Genomic DNA, 21710 nt, shown 5'->3' with positions numbered 1-21710 from the left:
CATTTCATGCCGGTTGACGGCCGAAATTCGCCACAGTTGTGGCGAGACCTGGATGTGAGTTCGAAGCACCCGCTACTCTCCGGGAAGTTCACGACAACCGCTTGTGAGAAGCACGGACGCACCTCAAGCCCTCGAGAGACGTAGGAGTTCTGTCGGTGACGGATGGCTACGAGGATCCGGGCGCCACGGAGACCGCTCAGCTGCCGGCCGTCGTCGCCCGCGTCACCGCACTCGCCGGCCGGCTCGGCGTACCGCAGGCCGAAGTCTTCGACACAGGGCGGCTCTCCGTCGCCTGCGGTGTCCCGGAGCCGGTGGTCAAGGCCCTGCTCAGCGGCCGCCCGGCGGGCGAGCCGGACGTCCAGGCCCGCTTTCTGCAGCGCCTGGACCTGCTGCGCCGCACCCGGCTGAAGCCCAATGGCCGCAAGTACACCCAGCAGGAGATCGCCGACGGCGCGGGCATGTCCCGGCAGCAGGCCGGCGCGCTCATCAACGGCGACCGGCGGCCCACCATGGAGCACTGCGACGCCCTGCAGCGGTTCTTCCGGGTGCACGCCGGTTTCCTGACCGCGGAGGACCCCGAGGCCCTCGCGGGTGCGCTGCAGCGCACCGAGCAGGAGCTGCTGCAGAAGCTCGCCGACCGGGAGCGGGCCGCGGCCGAGGCGGCGGACGATCCGCTGGAGCGGCTGCTGCAGGACCACGGCGTGCGCGGGATCGCCTGGCGGGCCGCGCAACTGCCCACCGACCAGCACCGGGACAAGGTCGCGGAGTGGCTCGACATGCTGCTGGAGAGCGTCAAGCGGCCCGAGTCGTGAACCAGGGGAGGACTGTGGGCATCGGCAGGGACATGCGCCGGCTGTGCGCCGAGCTGGTCGGGGACCTCACCCTGCCGGCGCCGGCCCCGCCGCACGAGCTGTACCGCGCGCTGTGCGAGACGATGAGCCGCCGCCGCGGCCGCCCCGTCCACTTCCGTACGGCCGCCTTCCCGCCCGGTACGGCCAGCGGGCTGTGGCTGGACATGGCCGACCGCGATCTGATCGTCGTGGAGGAACGCACCGCGCCCGCCCACCAGTTGGTCATCCTCGGTCACGAGCTGTGGCACATGCAGGCCGACCACTGCGGCCACCACCTCGACCACGCCGGGATCGGCGTCGCGACCCGCCTGCTGAGCGACGACACGGACCAGGCCGCCCTGCAGGCCACGATCCACCGCGTCGCCGCCCGCACCCGCTTCGACCAGGCCGAGGAACGCGAGGCCGAGACCTTCGGTCTGCTCCTCGCCAGCAAGTGCCGTACCTGGCTGGCCGGTTCGGCCCTGCGCGGCCCTGGCCGGCGGGACGACGTGGCGGGCCGCATCGAGGCGTCGCTGGGGTACCCGGGGCTCCAGGGCTGACCCCCGGCACCCCACCGCCGACCTCACGTCGCGCTGCGTTCGCTCGCCTCGCGCAGTTCCCGCTGCCGTGCTTCGGCGCGGGCCGTGCCGGGGCCGCCCTCCAGGAGGAGTTCTCGCCAGCGTTCGCGGCTCCAGGCAGCCGGTGCGGTCGTGGAGGTGAACTCCTGGACCAGGGCGAGGAAGCGGGCCGGGTCGGTGTGGAAGGGGAAGTGGCCGGCGCCCTCGAAGATCTCCAGACGGCTGCCGGGCATGGCCGCGTGGGCGTTGTACGCGTGCCGGACCGGTACCACGCTGTCCCGGTCGCCCCAGAGCAGCAGGGTGGGCATGCCCTGGGTGAGGTAGCAGCGGTCCAGCATGGTGACGACCTGGCCGCGCCAGTCGACGACCGCGCGCAGGGTGCGGATGAAGGCGTTGCGGGAGGTGCCGTCCGGCAACGCGTCCACCAGGGTGAGCAGTTCGGGCGCGTCCTGGCCGAGGTCGGTGTCCAGCAGCTTCAGCAGTCGGGCGGCGAGGCCGATGTTCAGGCGCATGCCGGGCAGCCGCAGCGCGGAGAGCATCAGGTCGGCGCCGGGCAGCGAGACCAGCCGCAGCACCGGGTTGACCTCACGGCCCACTCCGCCCGCGCTGACCAGGATGAGGCGTTCGGTGCGCTCGGGGAACTGGTAGGCGAACTGCATCGCCACTCCCCCGCCCAGCGAGTGCCCGACCAGCGTCGCCGACTCGACGCCCAGCGCGGTGAGCAGATCGCGCAGGCCGTTGGCGTACGCGGCCACCGAGTAGTCGGCGCGCGGCCGGTCGGAGCCGCCGTGCCCGAGCAGGTCGGGCGCGATCACGGTGTGGGTACGGGCGAGGTCCGGGATCAGGTCGGCCCAGGTGGCCGAGGAGTCGCCGATGCCGTGGACGAGGACCAGGGCCGGGCCCCGGCCCGCCATGCGGAAGGCGCGCCGGTAGCCGTGCACGACCCGGTGGTGCGGCTGGAGTTCGGTGTCGCCCACCGGACGCAGCCGTACGGCCCGCACCGGGCGCGGTCGCTGCATGTCGGCCACCCTGCGTCCTCCCTCCGTCGACCGGGCCGGACGCTCGCGCGGACGCGGCCCCCGGCCCCCTCCTTCCAGCGTAGGCAGGCCTGCGCACCGGGGGTTTCGGTGGCGTTTCACCTCGGCTAAGCGGGCGAACCGAGGCAGAGCCGAACGGCGTTGTCAGTGGTGGACGGCAAGCTGGTGGTGTGCGCCGCACGACGCGGTGCACGGCGCCGCAGGGCGCGTGACCGTGACGCCGAACCGGGGAGAGCCGACCGATGCCCACCGCCGTACTGACCGACCGTGAGCGCACCGCCGTACAGGCCTATCTGAGGCTGCTGCACACCGTGCGCGCCGCCTTCGACGGGCCTGTGGACGGCGGCCGGCCCGTCATGGTGCCGCCCGCCGTGCTCGCCGAGGCGGACGGGGCCCTGGCGCGGGCGGGACTCGCGGGCAACGAGGAGGAGTTCTTCAGGTTGCTGCGCCACTGGTGCCCACAGGAGTGAGGCGGCGGGTGCCGTCCCGTTCAGTGGTGCGGGACGGCCACCGTCGTCAGGACGAGACCGTCCGCGACCAGCCAGCGGCCGTCGAACCCGGTCAGGCGTACGCCGTCCACCACCGGCCCCGGGACGAGGAGCCGGGCGTGGAAGCGGCCGCGCGTCCCCGGGCCCGGTTCGGTGATCAGCTCGATGTCGGCCTCGGAGAAGTCCAGCCAGGCGCGGGCGAGGGGAAACCACGCCTTGTAGACGGACTCCTTGGCGCTGAACAGCACCCGGCCCCAGTGCACGCCGGGCCGGGTGGCGCACAGCCGGCGGTGGCGGTCCTGCTCGGTGGGCAGGGCGATGCTCTCGAACACACCCTCCGGCAGCGGTCCGTGCACCTCGGCGTCGATCCCGAGGGAGGCCAGATCCGCGGCGCGGACCAGTGCGGCGGCGCGGTATCCGTCGCAGTGGGTCATGCTGCCGACGAGCCCGGCCGGCCAGCGGGGCGCACCGCGCTCGCCGGTCAGCACGGGCTGCGGCGGCACCCCGAGCTTCTCCATGGCGCGCCGGGCGCAGACCCGTACGGCCGCGAACTCCCGGCGGCGCTTGGCCACCGCCCGTGCGACGAGCTGCTGCTCCTCCGGGTACAGCGAGGTCTCCTGGTCCGCGTGGTCACCGAACGCTTCCACGGCCACCACCGACTCCGGGAGCAGCTCCTCGATCACCGGGTCCGACCTCCATCGGCAGAATGCGGCGCGGCTTCCCCGGGGGTACCGAGCGCTTGCGCCATTCACGTGGGTATCCGACGGACACCTCTTCGAAGCGGACGCCCTCGTGCCAGGTCGTCCGCGGGATGTGCAGATGTCCGTAGACCATCGTCTCGACCCGGAACCGGCGGTGCCAGTCGGCGGTGAGGGCGGTGCCGCACCACATGGCGAACTCCGGGTGCCAGAGCACGTCCATCGGGTGCCGGTCGAGCGGATAGTGGTTCGCGAGGACGGTGGGCAGGTCCGCCGGCAGCTCGGCGAGTCTGCGCTCGGTCTCGGCGACGCGGGCCCGGCACCAGTCCTCGCGGGTCGGGTAGGGGTCCGGGTGGAGCAGGTACTCGTCGTTGCAGACGATGCCGGTGCTCTCCGCGTAGGCCAGGCCCTCCGCCTTGGTGGCGCAGCCGTCAGGCAGGAAGGAGTAGTCGTACAGCAGGAACAGCGGGGCGACGACGACCGGTCCGCCCGGGCCGCGCCAGACCGGGTACGGGTCCTCGGGCGTGGTCACGCCCAGTTCCCGGCACAGGGCGACGAGGTGCTCGTAACGGGCGACGCCGCGCAGGGTGACGGTGTCCCTCGGATGGGTCCACAGGTCGTGGTTGCCGGGCGCCCACAGGACCTTGCTGAAGCGGTCCGCGAGGGTGGCGAGGGTCCAGCGGATGTCCTCCACGGTCTCCGCGATGTCCCCGGCGACGATCAGCCAGTCGTCGTCCGTCCCGGGCCGCATGCGCTCGACGAGCGCGCGGTTCTCCGGATAGGAGATGTGCAGGTCACTGATGGCCAGTAGCTGTCCGGCCCCGGCCGTCGACTCCACCCCGTACCCCTTCCGATCATCCTGTCCGCACCACGACAACACATGCACCGGCCCGGGGACAAGGGGAACCCGCGCCGGCCGGGCGCCCCTGGCCGGCTCCGGACGGCCCTGGACAACCCCGGGAAATCCGTAACATGCGCGTTGCACGCGCGGGCTCTTGAAAGCCGTATGATCGCCCCAACGCCAACACCCTTAATTCCCCTTCGCACAGGGTTGTTTGGTGTCCCTTCCTTCCTCCTGCCCGGGCACGGGCCGCTGAGCCCTGCCCGAAAACCCTGAAAGGCGGCCTGCATGCTCTCTCGCGTACGCGTCTGGCTCAACCGCACGTACGCGGAGAACGTGTTCTTCATGGATCAGCTGCGGAGAAATCCCAGCGACCGGGCGGTCGAGATCCATGCCACGCACGGGGATGCCGACTCCCCCGTGCTGGCCGCCGCCGACACCGCCGACCTGGAGCCGGAGGGCCTGTCCCCGGCCGCGTACGTCGAGTACGCCCTCGACCAGTGCGCACGGCGCGGCATCGACGTGTTCGTGCCGCGGCTGCACCAGACGGCGATCGTGGCGCACCGGGCCGAGTTCGCGGCGGTGGGTACGGCGCTGCTGGCGCCGACCCCCGAGGCGGTGGCCGTGTTCGAGGACAAGGCGACCGCGTACGAGGCGGTCCGCTCGGTCGGCGTGCCGGTGCCGCCGTGGTGGCGGGTGCGTACGGCCGACGAACTCGTCGCTGCTGTCGAGGAGTTGGAGGCGGCCGGGCACCGGGCGTGCTTCAAGCCGGCCGCCGGCGCGGGCGGGGTCGGCTTCCGTATGATCACGCGCGCCCCCTTCTCACTCATGCACCTCAACGGCTTCCCGGGCCCGTACGTCCAGCTGGATCTGGTCGTCGAGGCGCTGGAGCGGGCCGAGGAGACGGTGGACTGGCTGGTGATGCCGCGCCTGGAGCAGCCGGAGGTGTCCGTCGACTGCCTGACCGGGCCGGACAACCGCCTCCGGCTGTCCGTGGGCCGTACCAAGAACGGCCGCCGCCGGGGCTTCACGCTGCACGAGCAGTGGCTGGAGCCGGCCCGGCTGATCGCGGAGGGCTTCGGGCTGCACTACCTGTCCAACATCCAGTTCCGGATGCTGGGCGACCGCCCGGTGCTGCTGGACGTCAACACGCGGCCCGCGGGCGGGCTGCACCAGCTGTCGCTCTGTGGGGTGAACGCGCCCTGGGCCGCGGTGCAGTTGGCCCTCGGCGAAGACCCGGGTGCGGTGGAGCCGCCGTTCCTCGGACAGGACTACACGGTGGTGTCGGGGCCGCGGCCGTTGCGGCCGGTGACCCTGCCCCAGCAGCGGGTCGAGGAGCCGGACGTTCTGCTGCCGGCCGTGCCGGCGCCCGCTCACGACGTCACCACGGGGGCCGGCACCCCCGCCACCGCCCCCGCATAGCCACAACCCCCACACCGGTCTGGACCAATTCGGGCTCATCCTCTTGACACCCGGATTGGTCCATACCAACTTGGTTGGCGCACCTTCGCACTCCCCTGCACTCCCGAACACCCCATTCCCCACAGGGAGATCGCGTGCGCCACATACTCGGGCGTCCCAGACGCCGGTTTCTCGCCCTCCTCGGCACCGCCGCCCTCGCGCTCGGCGGAGCCATCGCCCTCCCCGGCACCGCTCAAGCCGCGAACATCCTCACCAACCCCGGCTTCGAGTCGGGCAGCCTCTCCCCCTGGACCTGCACCGGCAACCTCGGTTCGGTCGTCTCCTCCCCCGTGCACGGCGGATCCAAGGCCCTGCAGGGCGCGGTGACGTCGAGCGACAACGCGCAGTGCAGCCAGACGGTCGCGGTCCAGCCGAACACGACGTACTCCCTCAGCGGCTGGGTCCGCGGCTCGTACGTCTACCTCGGCGTCAACGGCGGCGCCTCCACCTGGACGACGTCCCCGTCCGCGTACAGCCAGCTCAGCGTCTCCTTCACCACCGGCGCCTCGCAGACCAGCGCCACCATCTATGTGCACGGCTGGTACGCGCAGGGCACGTACTACGCCGACGACATCAGCCTGGACGGCCCGGGCGGCGGCGGAGGCGGCGGGGACACCCAGGCGCCGACCGCGCCCAGCGGGCTCACCTCGACCGGCAAGACCTCGTCGAGCGTGTCGCTCCGGTGGAACGCCTCCTCGGACAACGTGGGCGTGACGGCGTACGACATCTACAGCGGATCGAGCCAGGTCCTCAGCGTCTCCGGTACGTCCGCCACGGTCAGCGGGCTGTCGCCGAGCACGTCGTACACCTTCAGCGTGAAGGCACGGGACGCGGCCGGGAACGTGTCGGCGGCCTCCAACTCCGTCTCCGTCACCACGGACGCGGGCAGCGGCGGCGGCACCGGATTCAAGCAGGCGGCGCCGTACCTGTACGAGGGCTGGGGCGATCCGCCGAGCCCGAGCACGGTGATGAGCGCGACCGGCATCAAGTGGTTCACGATGGCGTTCGTGCTGGACTCGGGCGGCTGCACCCCCGCCTGGGACGGCAGCCGGGCGCTGACCGGCGGTGTCGACCAGACCGCCATCAACCAGATCCGCTCGGCGGGCGGTGACATCGTCCCGTCGTTCGGCGGCTGGCAGGGCAGCAAGCTGGGCGCCAACTGCTCCTCGTCGAGCGCGCTGGCCGGGGCCCTGCAGAAGGTGATCGACGCCTACTCGCTCAAGGCGATCGACATGGACATCGAGAACACGGACGAGTTCGAGAACGAGGCCGTCCAGGCGAAGATCCTCACCGCCCTGAAGACGGTCAAGGCCAACAACCCCGGCCTGAAGACCATCGTCACCTTCGGCACCTCGACCACCGGCCCGACCTACTACGGCAACCGGCTCATCGAGCAGGCACAGTCGCTCGGCGCCAACATCGACGTCTTCACCATCATGCCGTTCGACTTCGGCGGCGGCTCCGACATGTACGGCAACACCGTCAACGCGGCCGAGGGCCTGAAGGCCAAGCTCAAGTCGACCTTCGGCTGGGACGACGCGACCGCCTACTCCCACATCGGCATCTCCGGCATGAACGGCCTGTCCGACCAGCAGGAGAACACCACGCCGGCGATCTGGACCCAGATCCGCGACTGGGCGAACTCGCACCACATCGCCCGGCTCGCCTACTGGGCCGTCAACCGCGACCGCCCCTGCCCCGGCGGTGGCGTGGTGAGCAACTGCTCCGGCATCAGCCAGAACACCTGGCAGTTCACCTCGATCACGGCCGGGTTCACCGGCTGAGCACGGCCCCGGTACGACCGGAATCCCCCCGGCTCCCGGGCCGGGGGGATTTTTTTCCGCCCGGGGTGTATCAGGGGGCGGCCCGGCCGCTCTCACTATCAGGAACGGGGAACACGGGGGAACAACGGGGGAAGCACCGACGGGGGAAGCACCAACGGGGGTACGGGGGATCGGGTCGGTCGGTCGCGGTCACGGGGAGCGACCGGCCGACCCGATGCACATCTCCCGGGGCGCAAGCAGGTGCACCGCCGTCAGAAGCGGCCCGCCCCCCGGTAGAGCTCCAGCTCACCGTCCAGTTCCACCGCGAGCACCGTGGCGTGCGGGTCGAGGTCGGCCCCGGCGGGCGGCTCGATCCACAGCACCCCGGGCGTCTCGTGCAGACCGCCGGTGACCCGGTGGGCCAGCTCCCGGCCGGTGCCGAGCACACTGACCCGGCGCACCTTGCCGAGCAGCCCGCGTACGTTGATCTCGGCGCGCGGGGCGTCGAACAGGACCAGGTACAGGGTGCGGCGGTCCGCCGACAGGGTGCTCGGGCCGTAGTGGTGCCCGGCGGGCAGCCCCCGCACGGTCCCGTACACGGCCTCCGCGTGCCTGCGGATCCAGTCGCCGAGCCCTTCGAGGCGTTCGGCCTGCTCGGCCGGGATCGTCCCGTCCTCCCGCGGGCCGACGTCGAGGAGCAGGTTGCCTCCGCCGCCGATGGTCTCCGTGAAGTACCGGATCAGCTGGTCGACCGACTTGTGGTTGTGGTCGTGGTGCTGGAAACCCCAGGAGTCGTTGACCGTCAGGCACAGCTCCCAGGGCCCCTCCGGCGGAACCACCGGGGCACCCTGCTCGGGCGTGGCGTAGTCGCCCTCGCTCAGCATGCGGGCGTTGAAGACGACGTCCGGCGTGTACGAGCGGATCAGCGCGGCGAGTTCGGGGATGCGCCACTGCTCCTCGCTGCGGTCCCACTCGCCGTCGAACCACATCAGGTCGGGCCGGTAGCGGGAGGCCAGCTCCCGGATCTGGCCGTCCCGGTAGGCGATGAACCGCTCCCAGGCGTCCAGGTCCTCGAACTCGGCCGCGACCTCGGAGTACCGGTTGTCCTCCTGCTCCGGCGGGCGGCCCGGCCTGCGCGTGGAGGCGTAGTCGGGGTGGCTCCAGTCGGAGTGGGAGTAGTAGAGGCCGACCTTGAGGCCCTGTTCGCGCAGGGCCTCGGCGTACGGCCCGACGAAGTCGCGGCCCAAGTTGAGGTCGCCGTACTCCGTGTCCCACAGGGCGACGCCGTCGTGGTGCCGGCTGGTCAGCACGGCGTACCGGGCGCCCGCGCGGGCGAACAGGGCCGCCCAGTCGCGCGGGTGGTAGCGCGCGGCCGTGAACCGGCCGCGCTGGGACATGTAGCGGTCGTACGGCACGATGTCGTCGTAGAACGACCAGGACTCCTGGACGCCGTCGACGGCGTAGATGCCCCAGTGGACGAAGATCCCCAACTTGGCGTCGGTGAACCAGGGTTGTACGGCCATGGGTCAGCTCACCTCGGCACGCCGCAGCCGCAGGGTCAGGATCTGGAAGGGCCGCAGCGCGACGGCGACGCCACCGTCGGCCGCCACGGCCGCGTCCTCCAGCGGCCGCTCCAGCAGGTCGGTGACCTGGGCGCCGGCGAGCGGGAATCCGGTGCGCAGCACACCGCTCGCCCGGCCGCCCCGGGACTCGTAGAGCCGTACGACGACGTCACCGGAGCGGTCGTCGGCGAGCTTGACCGCCTCGACCGTCACGCCCTCGCCGTCCACCGAGACCACCGGCTCCGGTGCGCCCGCCGCCTCGGCCACCCGCAGCGGGAGGTTCAGCGCGTAGCCCTCGGCGACCGCGTCCGCGATGTCCGCGCCGGGCAGCAGGGAGTAGGTGAAGCGGTGCCGGCCCTGGTCGGCGCCCGGGTCCGGGACGCGGGGGGCGCGCACCAGGCTCAGGCGGACCGTGGTCGTCGTACCGCCGTCCTCGCGGACCGTGCGGGAGACGTCGTGGCCGTACGTCGAGTCGTTGAGGACCGCGACGCCGTAGCCGGGCTCGGCGATGTGCACCCAGCGGTGGCCGGAGACCTCGAAACGGGCCGCCTCCCAGCTGGTGTTGGTGTGGGTGGGGCGCTGGACGTGGCCGAACTGGATCTCGGCCGAGGAGTGCGGGGCGCGGATGTCCACGGGGAAGGCGGCCTTGAGGATCTTCTCGGCCTCGTGCCAGTCGATGTCCGTCTCGATGTCGATACGGGGGCTGCCCGCGCGGACGGTGATCGTCTGGGTGATGGTCGAACCCTTGCCGAAGGAGCGCGTGACGCGGATCGCGCCGACGAGCGGGGACTCCTCGACGACGGTGACGGAGTCGGCGTCCAGGAGGTCCGTGTACCGGTTCTGGTAGTGCTTGTCGATGTCCCAGGCGTCCCAGTAGTTGGGGAGGTCGGTGTGGAGGCGGAGGAGGTTGCCCGGCTCGGCGAGGACTTCGCGATGCGCCCGTAGATCGTATACAGAAGACAGTGTTCCGTCTTCCGCCACCTGTACCCGGACCAGACCGTTGTCGAGGACGCGGCCGCCGACCGTCACCGGCTGCGCGGGCTCCGCGTCCCCGAGGGGCGCGCTGCCGTTGGCGGGCACCCGCACGTACGCCGGTGCGCCCTCGGAGGTGCGGACGACCTCGGCGCGGTCGTACGGGCTGGTGTTGAAGGCGCGCGTCCCGCCGGCGCCGAGCGCGGCCACCGCCTCGGCGGTCAGCTCCTCCAACTCCCCTGCCACACGGGCGTATTCGGCCTCCGCCTCGCGGTGCACCCAGGCGATGGACGAGCCGGGCAGGATGTCGTGGAACTGGTGCAGCAGGACCGTCTTCCAGAGGCGGTCGAGCTTCTCGTACGGGTAGGTGTAGCCCGGCGCGTGCAGCGCGGCCGTCGTCGCCCACAACTCGGCCTCGCGCAGCCGGTGTTCGCTGCGCCGGTTGCCCTGCTTGGTGCGGGCCTGGGAGGTGTAGGTGGCGCGGTGCAGCTCCAGGTACAGCTCGCCGACCCAGACCGGGGCGTCGGGGTACTCGGCGCGGGCCTTCGCGAAGAACGCGTCGGGGTGCTCGATCTCGACCTTCGGGGAGCCCTCCAGGTCCTTCAGCCGCCGGGCCCGTTCCATGATCTCGCGGGTGGGGCCGCCACCGCCGTCGCCCCAGCCGAAGGGCGCCAGCGAGCGCGTGGCGCCGCCCTTCTCGCTGTAGTTGCGGACCGCGCGGGACATCTCCTCGCCGCTGAAGCGGGCGTTGTAGGTGTCGATGGGCGGGAAGTGGGTGAAGATGCGGGTGCCGTCGATGCCCTCCCACCAGAAGGTGTGGTGGGGGAACTTGTTGGTCTGGTTCCAGGAGATCTTCTGGGTGAGGAACCAGTCGTTGCCGGCGAGCTTGGCGAGCTGCGGGTAGGCGGCGGTGTAGCCGAAGGAGTCGGGCAGCCAGACGCCCTTGGTCTCGATGCCGAAGTGCTCGATGAAGAACCGCTTGCCGTGGATGAGCTGGCGGGCGATGGCCTCGCCGCCGGGCAGGTTGCCGTCGGCCTCCACCCACATGCCGCCGACCGGCGCCCACTGGCCCTTCTTCACGGACTCCTGGATCCGGGCCCACACATGCGGGTAGTTGTCGCGCACCCACTCGTACTGCTGGGCCTGGGAGCAGGCGAAGACGAACTCCTCGTACTCGTCGGCCAGGGAGGTCACGTTGGAGAAGGTGCGGGACGTCTTGCGCTTGGTCTCGCGGATCGGCCACAGCCAGGCCGAGTCGATGTGGGCGTGGCCGACACCGGAGAGGCGGTGCGCGCTCGCGTTCGCGGGCTTGGCCAGGGCCGGCTTCAGCGCCTCGCGCACGGCGGCCGCCGAGCCGGAGATGTCGTCCAGGTCGAGCAGGTCCATGGCCCGGTCGAGGGCGTGCATGATCTCGTGCCGGCGCGGGTCGTGCTCGCCCAGCTCCAGCATCAGTTCGCGCAGCACCTGGACGTCGAGGTCGAGGTGCCAGACCTCCTCGTCGAGGACGGCGATGTCGGCGCGCCGGAACGTGTACAGCGGACGGTCGCCCGCCGTCAGTACATCGCCGAGCGGGGTCGGGCCCGCGAAGTCGTTGGCGAGGATGTCCGGGTTGGAAGCCGCCTCGACCAGGTAGTCCACCGACTCACCGCCCGCCGCCGGGTTGGCGATGGGCACGTACTGGTTGAGCGGGTTGACCGCCTTCAGCGGCGTCCCGTTCGTCAGGTGCACCAGCGCCTCGGCCTGGTTGCCGGGCCAGTCGCCCACGAAGCCGAGGTCGATGACGGCCTCGACGCGCCGGCCCGCGAACCCGTCGGGCACCCGGCCGCGCATCCGGAACCAGGTCGTGCCCCAGGGCGGTCCCCACGGGGTGCCCATCGCGAAGGGCTCGTACGGGGCGGCCGCGGCCTCCTCGAAGGAGACCGGCTCCCCCGGGGCCTGCCAGGACTCCACCTCGAAGGGGACGGTGGCCGCGTAGATCGCGGGCTTGATCCGCTGGTTGTGGAGGCGCTCTACGCGCTCCTCGATCCGACGGCGTTCGTCGTGCATGGAAGTCTCCAGGAAGCGGGGAGGGAAAGCGCTTACTTAAGATACGCCAGGCCGGGATGGACCTCGGTGTAGCCCTCGACGAGCCTGCGGGCCACGTTCACCGAGTCGACCAGCGGGTGCAGCGCGAAGGCCTTCACGGCCGTCGTGCGCGAGGCGGACTCGGCGGCGGCGAGCACCTCGCGCTCGACCGCCTTGACCGCGCACACCAGGCCGGTGGCGTGGCCGGGCAGCGGATCGACGGCGACCGGGTGGGCGCCGTTGGCGTCGACCAGGCACGGCACCTCGATGACGGCGTCCGCGTCGAGGACCGACAGGGTGGACCGGTTGCGCACGTTGAGGATCAGGGTCGTGCGCTCGTCCCGGGCGATGGCCCGCATCAGCGCGAGGGCCACCTTCTCGTAGCCGCCGGAGAGGTCGTCGGCGTCGCGTTCTCCGGCGCCGGCCGTCTCCCGGTTCTCGGCCATGTAGGTCGCCTCGCGTTCGGCGCGGGTGCGGTCCCAGGCGTCGAGGGCGGAGGCGTCCGACCGCCTGACCTCCTCGTAGAAGTGCGCCTGCTGGTCGCGCAGGAAGGCACCGCGGGTCTTCTCGGCCTGCTGGTAGGCGCGTACGGCCTCGCGGTTGAAGTAGTAGTAGTGCAGGTACTCGTTGGGGATCGCGCCGAGGGACTGCAGCCAGTCGACGCCGAAGAGCTTGCCCTCCTCGAAGGAGCCGAGCAGGCCCGGGTCGGCGAGCAGACGCGGGAGTTCGTCGCGGCCCGCGACGCGCAGGCCGCGCACCCAGCCGAGGTGGTTGAGGCCGACGTAGTCGATCCATGCCTCGTTCGGGTTGGCGCCGAGGACCCGGGCGATACGGCGGCCGAGGCCGACCGGCGAGTCGCAGATGCCGATGACCCGGTCGCCGAGGTGTCGGGACATGGCCTCGGTGACCAGTCCGGCCGGGTTGGTGAAGTTGATGACCCAGGCGTCGGGCGCCAGGCGGGCCACCCGCCGGGCGATGTCGACGGCGACCGGGACGGTCCGCAGACCGTATGCGATCCCGCCCGCGCCGACCGTCTCCTGCCCGAGGACGCCCTCGGCCAGGGCCACCCGCTCGTCGTTCGCCCTGCCCTCCAGGCCGCCGACGCGGATCGCGGAGAAGACGAAGTCGGCGCCGCGCAGGGCCTCGTCGAGATCGGTCGTGGCGGTCACGCGAGGGGCGTCGTCGACGGTCGACGCCTGTTCATCCAGTACACGGGCGACCGCATACAGTCGACTGTCGTCCAGGTCGTGCAGCACGACCTCGGTGACCCGCCCCTCGGCGCGGTCCGTCAGCAGCGCCCCGTACACGAGCGGCACCCGGAATCCGCCGCCGCCCAGAATCGTCAGCTTCACGTCTGCACCCTTCCGGCCAGGACCACCTCGACGCCCGCCTCCTCCAGTGCGGAGCGGGTCGCCGGGTCGACCGGCCCGTTCGTCACCACCACGTCCAGGTCCTCCGGGCCGCAGACCTTCGCCATCCCCGTACCCGGGAACTTCGCCGCGTCGGCGAGCAGCACGACCCGGTCGCCGGCCTTGATCATCGCGCGCTTGACCGGCACCTCGACGACCGTCGTGTCCATCACCTGCCCGCCCGGGCGCACCCCACTGGTGCCGAGGAAGAGCCAGTCGGCGTGCAGCTGGCGCAGGTTGTCCTCGGTGAGGAAGCCGACCAGGGAGCGGTACTCGCGGCGGACCATGCCGCCGAGCAGCACCAGTTCGATGCCCTCGTCGTCGGCCAGCTCCTCGTAGACCACCAGGTTGCTGGTGATCACGGTGAGCCGGCGGCCGTGCAGCTGGCGGGCGAGCCGGTAGGCGGTGGTGCCGATGTCGAGCAGCACCGACTGACCGTCCTCGACCATCGCCGCCGCGCGCGCCGCTATGGCGTCCTTCTCGGCCACCCGCATCTCGGCGACCTCGGCGAAGGGCTGGTCGCCCTCCTCCACGACCGCGCCGCCATGGACCCGGGTGAGCAGGCCGTCCTCCTCCAGTTTCACCAGGTCACGCCTGATGGTGGCGGGGCTCACGCCCAGCTGTTCGGAGAGATCGGTCACGGCCGCGGGGCCACCGGAGCGCAGGGCCCGCAGGATGAGTTGATGTCGTCGTTCTGCCAGCACGGCATGAACACTACTCGTCATCTTCAATCAAATCCATGCTCACTTCTGCTCGGGTATTGACCAATCTCTCGGAGCGGCGCACGATTCCGTGCACCGAATTTGAACAGTTCTGACGAGCGGTTCTGACGAGCGGTTCTGAACGACTCCGACGAGAGGACGCCTCCGTGGACGACGACCGGCCCGATGTGCTCCTGACCGGGCTGCTCTTCTACGACCTCGTCCTCACGGGTCTGGGCAGACCGCCGACGCCGGGCGAGGAGATCTGGACGGCGGGCATGGGCTGCGGCCCCGGCGGCATAGCCAACCTCGCGGTGGCCGCCGCCCGGTTCGGCCTGCGCACCTCGCTCGCCACCGTCTTCGGCGACGACTTCTACGGCGCCTACTGCCAGGAGATCCTCGCCGGCCAGGAGGGCGTCGACCTCACCCTCTCCCGCCGGGCGGACGGCTGGCCCACCCCGGTCACCGTCTCCCTCGCTCACGGCTCCGACCGGGCCCTGGTCACCCACGGCAGCGAGCCGCCGTACTCGCAGGACGCGCTGATGGGCGACCCGCCCGAGGCGCGCACCGCCCTCGTCCACATCGAGGCGGAGCCCCGCGCCTGGCTCGCCAAGGCCGCCGCCAACGGCACCCACATCTACGCCGACGTCGGCTGGGACCCCACCCAGCAGTGGTCCCGTGACCTCCTCGACCAGCTCTCCCTGTGCCACGCCTTCCTCCCCAACGAGGCCGAGGCGATGGCCTACACCCGCACCGACAGCGCCGTCGCCGCCCTCGGCACGCTCGCCGAGCTGGTCCCGGTGGCGGTCGTGACGCGCGGCGGCGACGGGGCGATCGCCGTCGACCAGACCACCGGCGAGTACGCGGACGTCCCGGCCCTCGACATCGATGTCCTGGACGCGACGGGCGCCGGCGACGTGTTCGCGGCGAGCTTCGTCGCCGCCACGCTCGCGGGCTGGCCCCTGGAGGAACGGCTGCGGTTCGCCGTCCTGGCCGCCGGCCTCTCCGTCCAGCGGCACGGCGGGGCACTGGCGGCACCCGGCTGGTACGGCGTCGACCGCTGGTGGCGCTCACTGACCGACCCGGACCTCGGGCGCGCGTACGGGTTCCTGGCGGACCGCCTCCCGGCGGATCCGGGCCCGCCCGTGCGGTACGCCCCCGTCACTCCCCCCGCACGGCAGTACTGACCCCCACTCCCGCACCCATGCGAAGTCCCGAACAGATCCGAAAGGCGGTGGGAGCTGTGCGGCTCTCACGAAGAGGCCTGCTGCGCGCGGGCCTGGCCACCGGGGCCGCCACGGCGCTCGGCGGCCTGGCGTCCGGCTGTGCCGTTCCGACCGGCTCCACCGGCCGGAACATGGTCCTGTGGTATTGGGACGGCGGCCTCGGCGACACGGTCCTGAAGAAGGCCAGGGCCCGTTACGACTCCACGGTGAACCTGCAGGCCATCAAGATCGGCGGCTACTACCGGTCAAAACTGATCACCACGATGACCGGCAACGCCCATGTCCCCGACATCGCGGGCCTCAAGGGCGAGGACATGGCCTCCTATCTGCCCAACGCGGACCAGTTCGTGGACCTGCGCACGCTGGGGGCGGAGAAGTACCAGAGCCAGTACCTGGCGTGGAAGTGGGAGCAGGGCATCGCCGACGACGGCTCGATGGTCGGCTTCCCGATCGACTGCGGACCGGTCGCGCACTTCTATCAGTACCAGGTGTTCCGGAAGGCGGGGCTGCCGTACGAACCCGCTGACGTCTCCGAGGAGTTGAACACCTGGGAGAAGTACTTCGCGGCGGGCGAGCAGCTCAGGAAGCGGATCCCGGACACGTACCTGCTCACCGACGTCAACGCCGTCTTCGAGAACGCGGTGCAGCAGGGCAGCAAGCGGTACGTCGACAAGGACCGGCACTTCATCGGCGACCAGGCACATGTCCGGCGCGCCTGGTCGCTGGCCGTGGAGGCCAAGCGGCGCGGCATCGTCTCGAACCTCGTCACCGGCACCCCGGACCAGATCTCCGCGGTGGACGACGGCAAGCTGCCCAGTCAGCTCGGTGCTTCCTGGGCGACGTACGACATCAAGAACGGCAACCCGAAGACCAAGGGCAAGTGGCGGATCGCCGACATGCCGGTGCGGCCCTCCAACAACGGCGGCTCGTTCCTGTCGATCACCAAGGAGTGCCGGGAGCCCGAGCGGGCCTTCGAGATCATCGCGTGGATGCTCAATGCGGCCAACCAGGCCTCGGGTTACGTCGACGCGGGTCTGTTCCCCTCCACGCCCGCCTCCTACGGCCTGAGGCAACTGCGCGAGCCCGACCCCTTCTTCGGCGGCCAGGTGACGACGGACGTCTTCGGGCCGGCCGCGCAGAAGATCGCGGTCGCCTACAACAGCCCGTACGACGTGGCGCTCGGGCAGCCCATCAAGGACGAGATCAAGAACGTCGGCGTCCTCGGCAAGGACCCGGACAAGGCCTGGAGTGACGCCATGAGCAAGTGCCGGCGCATCGCGAAGCACCTGGGGGTGAGCTACTGATGGCCACCGCTCTGGAGAAGCCTCCCGTCGTCGCGGAACAGACCCCGACTGCCGGACCCCGCACGGGCTTCCGCAAGTACTGGCACCTGTACGCCGCGATCTCCCCCTTCTATCTGCTGTTCCTCGCCTTCGGCCTGATCCCCGTCGGCTTCTCGCTCTACCTGTCCTTCCACCGCTGGGACGGCCTCGGCTCGATGGAGTGGGCGGGTCTGTCGCAGTACCGGTACCTGCTGAGCGACAGCGACTTCTGGAGCTCGATCGGGAACACGGTCATCATCTGGGCGCTGGCCACCTTCCCCATGATCTTCCTGGCGATGGTCACGGCCGTGATGCTCAACTCGGCGGTCCGCTTCAAGAACGTCTACCGCTTCGCCTACTTCCTGCCGAACGTGACCTCCGTCGTCGCCGTCGCGATCGTCTTCGGCTCGGTCTTCTCCACCAACTTCGGCCTGATGAACGCCCTGTTGCAGGCGGTGGGCCTGGACCAGGTGGCGTGGCTGAACACCCCCTGGGGCATCAAGGTCGCCATCGCGACACTGATGACCTGGCAGTGGACCGGCTACAACGCGATCATCTTCCTCGCCGGCCTGCAGACCATCCCGAGCGAGCTGTACGAGGCGGCGCGGGTGGACGGCGCGGGTCCCGTGGAGACGTTCTTCCGGATCACACTGCCCCAGCTGCGGCCGACCCTGCTCTTCGTGCTCGTCGTGTCGACGGTCACCGGCCTGCAGAGCTTCACCGAGGCACAGGTGCTGCTGCAGAACACCTCGAACGACTCGACGTTCTCGGGCGGCCCGGGCCACGCGGGCCGGACCATGGTCCTCTACTTCTTCCAGCAGACCTTCGACAACAACGACTTCGGCTACGGCGCCGCCGTGGCGTGGGGGATCTTCCTCGTCGTCGTCCTCTTCTCGATCATCAACTGGCGCCTGGTGCAGCGCCGGGGCGAAGAATAGGCAGGCCGGTCACCATGGCATCCATCAAGGGAACCCGCAGCAGAGGGATAGCGCTGCACGCCGTACTCGTCATCGGACTGCTGCTGTCGGCCTTCCCGTTCTACTGGGCCGTCATCATGTCGACGCACACGGCGACCGAGATCTTCTCCTACCCGCCGAAGCTGCTGCCGGGCTCGCACTTCCTGCAGAACGTCCGCAGTCTCTTCGACAACGTCGACTTCTTCGGCTCGATGCTGAACTCACTGCTGGTGGCGTCGTCGGTGACCTTCCTGGTCCTGCTGTTCGACTCGCTGGCCGCGTTCGTCTTCGCCAAGTTCGAGTTCCCGGGCCGCAGGCTGCTGTTCGGGCTGCTCATGCTGATCTTCATGGTGCCGACGCAGCTGGCGATCATCCCGCAGTTCGTGATGATGGCGAAGATCGGCTGGATCGGCTCGATGACGGCGCTGATCGTGCCGGCGGCGGCCAACGCCTTCGGCATCTTCTGGATGCGCCAGTACATGCGGAGCGCGATCCACGACGAACTCCTCGACGCCTCGCGCATCGACGGGGCGAACTTCCTGCGCCAGTACTGGCACGTGGCCCTTCCGGTGGTCCGGCCGGGGCTGGCCTTCCTCGGCATCTTCACCTTCATGGGCACCTGGAACGACTACGCCTGGCCCCTGGTCGCCCTCACCAACCCGGACAACGTCACCCTCCAGGTGGCACTGTCCCAGCTCAACGGCGTCCACGGCACCACGGACTACGGAATGGTCATGACCGGCGCACTCCTCGCCCTCGTCCCCCTGCTGATCGTCTTCGCGATCGGCGCCAAGCAGATCATCGGCGACCTGGGCAAGGGAGCCGTCAAGTGACGGACCCGCTGTCCGCGCTGCGCCCCTGGGAGGCACCCGAGGTGACCTCCTGGGGGCGGCTGCCCATGAACGCCGTCGACCGGCGCTCCGGAGCACTCCCCCTGGACGGCGACTGGCGATTCCAGCTGCTGCCCGCTCCGGACGCGCCGGTCGGCGGTGCCTGGTCGTCGTCGTACGTCCCGGGCGTCTGGACCATGCAGTCCGCCGGTGCCGACGACCTTCCGCAGTACACGAACGTCCGTATGCCGTATACAGAATTCCCGCCACAGTCGCCCGCGGCCAATCCTACGGGCGTCTACGAGCGCGAGATGGACGTCCCCGACGACTGGGCCGGACGCCGGATCGTGCTTCAGGTCGGGGCCGCCGAGAGCGTGCTCCTCGTGCACGTGGACGGACGGCCCGTCGGGATCTCCAAGGACTCCCACCTGGCCGCCGAGTTCGACCTCACGGATGTCGTGCGCCCCGGCGAGCGGTCCGTCGTACGACTCACCGTCGTGAAGTGGTCGGACGCCTCGCACATCGAGGACCAGGACCAGTGGTGGCACGGCGGGATCACCCGGTCCGTGCTGCTGTACGCCACCGATCCCCTGTACCTCGCCGACGTGACCGTGCGGGCCGCGTACGACGGTGATCTGCGCGTCGACTGCCGGGTGCGGGACACCCGCGGCGCGCTGCCCGAGGGGTGGTACGTCAGCGGCGATCTGGACGGCCGGCTCCTCGCCCAGGACACGGAGTTCGACCGCGTCAACGCCGAGGACGACCGCGTCTCCGATTTCCTCGGCGAGGCCCGTGTCCACGCCACGATCCCCGACGTGCGCACCTGGAACGCCGAGACCCCCGAGCTGTACGACCTCACCGTCCGCCTGCACCGCCCGGACGGAACGGTCGCCGACATCTCGCGGCACCGCGTCGGCTTCCGCGACGTCGAGATCGTCGGCCGCGATCTGCTGGTCAACGGCGAGCGCGTGTACATCCGGGGCGTGAACCGGCACGACTTCCATCCGCTGACCGGGCGGACGGTGTCGTACGACGACATGCGTGCGGACCTCGTCCTGCTCAAGCGGTTCGGCTTCAACGCGATCCGCACCTCCCACTACCCGAACGACCCGGCCCTCTACGACCTCGCCGACGAGCTGGGCCTCTACGTCGTCGACGAGGCCGACATCGAGTCGCACGACCACGCGCACGAGATCGCCGACGACCCGCGCTATCTGAACGCGTTCGTGGACCGGGTCTCCCGGATGGTGTTGCGCGACAAGAACCACCCGTCGGTCATCATCTGGTCGCTGGGCAACGAGTCCGACTACGGGGCGAACCACGACGCGGCGGCCGGCTGGGTGCGACGGCACGATCCGACCCGGCCCCTCCAGTACGAGGGGGCAGCCAAGCGCGGCTGGGCGGATCCGGACGTGGCGTCCGACATCGCGTGCCCGATGTACGCGCCGATCGTGGACTGTGTGGCGCACGCCCTGTCCGGGGAGCAGACCAAGCCGCTGATCCAGTGCGAGTACTCGCACGCGATGGGCAACAGCAACGGCACCCTGGCCGACCACTGGGCGGCCATCGAGTCAACGCCGGGTCTTCAGGGCGGCTTCATCTGGGAGTTCTGGGACCACGGAATTCTGCAGCGCGTGAGCGATGGAAGACCGGCCGGGCGCGCGGGCGCCGGGCTGTATGACAACGGTGTCGCCGCGCCCGGCCATCGCTGGGCGTACGGCGGCGACTTCGGCGAGCCCCTCCACGACGGTGCCTTCATCGCCGACGGGGTCGTCTTCCCGGACCGCACGGCCAAGCCCGTGCTGTACGAGCACCGGGAGCTGGCGGCACCGGTCCGCATCCGGTGCTACCAACACGAGGGGATCGTCCTCGCCAACCATCAGCACTTCCGCGGCCTGGACTGGCTGGCGGCCAGGTGGGAGCTGTCCCTGGCCGACGGTCGCGTGCTGACCGGGCCGGCCGAGCTGCCGGATCTGCGGCCCGGCGAGACGGCCGCCGTACCGCTGCCGTTCACGCTGCCCGAGGACGGCGGCGAGGCGTGGCTGACGCTGCGGGTGACGACCGCCGAGGACGAGGCGTGGGCGCCGCGCGGTACGGAGGTGTGCGCGCCGCAGGTGCGGCTGCGGGCGGCCGCCGTAACGGAGCCGGGACCGGCCGCGCCCGGGCGGACGGTGCGGGTGGACGACGACGGGCTGCTGGTGCATCCGCTGCTGACGGCCGCGCCGGTGCTGTCCCTGTGGCGGGCGCCCACCGACAACGACGAGCTGGGCGGCATCGCCCGCCGCTGGCGGACCTGGGGTCTGGACACCCTGGTCCGCAAGGTCGTCTCGGTGCGCCACGAGGGCGAGACGGTGACCGTGCTCGCCGAGTACGCCGGGACGGCCGGTGTCGTACGGCACCGGCAGGAGTTCACGCCGGTCGAGGGCGGCGTCCGGGTGACCGAGTCGGCCGAACTGCCTCCCGAGTTCGACGATGTGGCCCGGGTCGGGTCGGTGTTCGAGACGGTGCCGGGGCTCGATCTGCTGGAGTGGTTCGGGCAGGGGCCCTGGGAGTCGTACCCGGACCGCTCGACGGGCGCGCCGGTCGGCCATTACGCGCTGCCCGTGGACGAGCTGTTCACGCCGTATCTGCGCCCGCAGGAGAGCGGCGGCCGGCACGGGGTACGGCGGTTCAGGCTGTCGGCGTCCGACGCGACCGGGATCGCGGTCGAGCTGGACGAGCCACGGCAGGTGTCCGTCACCCGCTACCGCGCCGAGGACCTGACCGCCGCCGCGCACCACGACGAACTGGTGCCGCGCCAGGGCTGCGTGGTGCACCTGGACGCCGCGCACCGGGGCCTCGGCACGGCGTCCTGCGGCCCGGACACCGCCCCCTCCTACCTCGTCCCCGCCGGGGTCCACCGCTGGAGCTGGACCCTGCGCGCTCTCTGACTCCCCCCACGCCTCCTCTCCCCTTCACCCCTCTCACGGAGC

17 protein-coding genes are annotated in these 21710 nt (G+C 70.9%); 10 read left to right on the top strand and 7 right to left on the bottom strand.

The genetic code is table 11. The annotated features are described in order from the left end of the window. Window positions 1-155 precede the first annotated feature (155 nt). Both BEK98_RS36285 and BEK98_RS36280 read left to right on the top strand, forming a co-directional pair. The gene (locus tag BEK98_RS36285; protein WP_094220991.1) at window positions 156-812 is read left to right on the top strand and encodes a helix-turn-helix domain-containing protein; all 657 of its coding nucleotides are present in this window, start codon (window positions 156-158) and stop codon (window positions 810-812) included. 32 nt (window positions 813-844) lie between these two features. Next, window positions 845-1390: a toxin-antitoxin system, toxin component gene (locus BEK98_RS36280; RefSeq protein WP_094221027.1), complete on the top strand. Its 546-nt coding sequence runs from the start codon at window positions 845-847 to the stop codon at window positions 1388-1390. A 23-nt stretch (window positions 1391-1413) separates the two neighbouring features. On the opposite strand, the gene BEK98_RS36275 is transcribed toward BEK98_RS36280, so the two are convergent. Next, window positions 1414-2427, bottom strand: coding sequence for an alpha/beta fold hydrolase (locus tag BEK98_RS36275; RefSeq protein WP_094221026.1), 1014 nt, complete (start codon window positions 2425-2427; stop codon window positions 1414-1416). A 260-nt stretch (window positions 2428-2687) separates the two neighbouring features. Between BEK98_RS36275 and BEK98_RS36270 the strand changes: the two genes are divergently transcribed. Then, the gene (locus BEK98_RS36270) at window positions 2688-2915 is read left to right on the top strand and encodes a hypothetical protein (RefSeq protein WP_094220990.1); all 228 of its coding nucleotides are present in this window, start codon (window positions 2688-2690) and stop codon (window positions 2913-2915) included. A 20-nt stretch (window positions 2916-2935) separates the two neighbouring features. Here BEK98_RS36270 and BEK98_RS36265 read toward each other — a convergent pair whose 3' ends face one another. Together BEK98_RS36265 and BEK98_RS36260 are read right to left on the bottom strand one after the other, a co-directional pair. Beyond that, a complete protein-coding gene (locus tag BEK98_RS36265; protein WP_094220989.1) occupies window positions 2936-3616 on the bottom strand; it encodes a 4'-phosphopantetheinyl transferase family protein in 681 nt (226 codons plus the stop codon). Then, window positions 3564-4469, bottom strand: coding sequence for a metallophosphoesterase family protein (locus tag BEK98_RS36260; protein WP_094220988.1), 906 nt, complete (start codon window positions 4467-4469; stop codon window positions 3564-3566). The genes BEK98_RS36265 and BEK98_RS36260 overlap by 53 nt, the downstream gene beginning before the upstream one ends. Window positions 4470-4760: 291 nt before the next feature. Here BEK98_RS36260 and BEK98_RS36255 point away from each other — a divergent pair, with 291 nt between their 5' ends. Together BEK98_RS36255 and BEK98_RS36250 are read left to right on the top strand one after the other, a co-directional pair. Then, a complete protein-coding gene (locus BEK98_RS36255) occupies window positions 4761-5894 on the top strand; it encodes an ATP-grasp domain-containing protein (protein ID WP_094220987.1) in 1134 nt (377 codons plus the stop codon). Between the two features lie 134 nt (window positions 5895-6028). Beyond that, entirely contained in the window at window positions 6029-7717 is a 1689-nt protein-coding gene (locus BEK98_RS36250; RefSeq protein ID WP_094220986.1) for a carbohydrate binding domain-containing protein, read from the top strand. Between the two features lie 251 nt (window positions 7718-7968). Here the strand turns inward: BEK98_RS36250 and BEK98_RS36245 are convergent, their stop codons facing one another. The 4 genes from BEK98_RS36245 to BEK98_RS36230 are packed head-to-tail and all read right to left on the bottom strand — an operon-like array spanning window position 7969 to window position 14407. Next, window positions 7969-9219, bottom strand: coding sequence for an alpha-L-fucosidase (locus BEK98_RS36245; protein ID WP_094220985.1), 1251 nt, complete (start codon window positions 9217-9219; stop codon window positions 7969-7971). A 3-nt stretch (window positions 9220-9222) separates the two neighbouring features. Then, the gene (locus tag BEK98_RS36240; RefSeq protein ID WP_094220984.1) at window positions 9223-12276 is read right to left on the bottom strand and encodes an alpha-mannosidase; all 3054 of its coding nucleotides are present in this window, start codon (window positions 12274-12276) and stop codon (window positions 9223-9225) included. Window positions 12277-12308: 32 nt separating this feature from the next. Then, window positions 12309-13646, bottom strand: coding sequence for a 6-phospho-beta-glucosidase (locus tag BEK98_RS36235; RefSeq protein ID WP_094220983.1), 1338 nt, complete (start codon window positions 13644-13646; stop codon window positions 12309-12311). Further along, window positions 13643-14407, bottom strand: coding sequence for a DeoR/GlpR family DNA-binding transcription regulator (locus tag BEK98_RS36230; RefSeq protein WP_094220982.1), 765 nt, complete (start codon window positions 14405-14407; stop codon window positions 13643-13645). The genes BEK98_RS36235 and BEK98_RS36230 overlap by 4 nt, the downstream gene beginning before the upstream one ends. 164 nt (window positions 14408-14571) lie before the next feature. Here BEK98_RS36230 and BEK98_RS36225 point away from each other — a divergent pair, with 164 nt between their 5' ends. Genes BEK98_RS36225 through BEK98_RS36205 form a run of 5 tightly spaced genes read left to right on the top strand, consistent with a single transcriptional unit; the run spans window position 14572 to window position 21668 of the window. Continuing rightward, the gene (locus tag BEK98_RS36225; RefSeq protein ID WP_094220981.1) at window positions 14572-15591 is read left to right on the top strand and encodes a carbohydrate kinase family protein; all 1020 of its coding nucleotides are present in this window, start codon (window positions 14572-14574) and stop codon (window positions 15589-15591) included. A 56-nt stretch (window positions 15592-15647) separates the two neighbouring features. Next, a complete protein-coding gene (locus BEK98_RS36220) occupies window positions 15648-16934 on the top strand; it encodes an ABC transporter substrate-binding protein (RefSeq protein WP_094220980.1) in 1287 nt (428 codons plus the stop codon). Continuing rightward, window positions 16934-17890: a carbohydrate ABC transporter permease gene (locus BEK98_RS36215; RefSeq protein WP_094220979.1), complete on the top strand. Its 957-nt coding sequence runs from the start codon at window positions 16934-16936 to the stop codon at window positions 17888-17890. Before BEK98_RS36220 ends, BEK98_RS36215 begins: the two co-directional genes overlap by 1 nt. A 14-nt stretch (window positions 17891-17904) precedes the next feature. Continuing rightward, window positions 17905-18741, top strand: a complete 837-nt coding sequence (locus BEK98_RS36210; RefSeq protein ID WP_094220978.1) for a carbohydrate ABC transporter permease — start codon at window positions 17905-17907, stop codon at window positions 18739-18741. Next, window positions 18738-21668 carry a glycoside hydrolase family 2 TIM barrel-domain containing protein gene (locus tag BEK98_RS36205; RefSeq protein ID WP_094220977.1) on the top strand — a complete coding sequence of 977 codons (2931 nt, stop codon included), beginning with the start codon at window positions 18738-18740 and terminating at the stop codon, window positions 21666-21668. Before BEK98_RS36210 ends, BEK98_RS36205 begins: the two co-directional genes overlap by 4 nt. Window positions 21669-21710: the final 42 nt, after the last annotated feature.

The organism is Streptomyces diastatochromogenes, assembly GCF_002242805.1.
In the GTDB taxonomy this organism is placed as follows: domain Bacteria; phylum Actinomycetota; class Actinomycetes; order Streptomycetales; family Streptomycetaceae; genus Streptomyces; species Streptomyces diastatochromogenes.
Note: the sequence above shows the minus strand (reverse complement) of the source record. Positions and strands in the feature narration are given on the sequence as shown.

What these genes read in the sequence shown, in the direction of transcription:
- BEK98_RS36280 (WP_094221027.1), top strand. Translation starts at nt 845, where the DNA reads ATGCGCCGGCTGTGCGCCGAGCTGGTCGGGGACCTCACCCTGCCGGCG.
- BEK98_RS36275 (WP_094221026.1), bottom strand. Translation starts at nt 2,427, where the DNA reads ATGCAGCGACCGCGCCCGGTGCGGGCCGTACGGCTGCGTCCGGTGGGC.
- BEK98_RS36270 (WP_094220990.1), top strand. Translation starts at nt 2,688, where the DNA reads ATGCCCACCGCCGTACTGACCGACCGTGAGCGCACCGCCGTACAGGCC.
- BEK98_RS36255 (WP_094220987.1), top strand. Translation starts at nt 4,761, where the DNA reads ATGCTCTCTCGCGTACGCGTCTGGCTCAACCGCACGTACGCGGAGAAC.
- BEK98_RS36245 (WP_094220985.1), bottom strand. Translation starts at nt 9,219, where the DNA reads ATGGCCGTACAACCCTGGTTCACCGACGCCAAGTTGGGGATCTTCGTC.
- BEK98_RS36240 (WP_094220984.1), bottom strand. Translation starts at nt 12,276, where the DNA reads ATGCACGACGAACGCCGTCGGATCGAGGAGCGCGTAGAGCGCCTCCAC.
- BEK98_RS36215 (WP_094220979.1), top strand. Translation starts at nt 16,934, where the DNA reads ATGGCCACCGCTCTGGAGAAGCCTCCCGTCGTCGCGGAACAGACCCCG.
- BEK98_RS36210 (WP_094220978.1), top strand. Translation starts at nt 17,905, where the DNA reads ATGGCATCCATCAAGGGAACCCGCAGCAGAGGGATAGCGCTGCACGCC.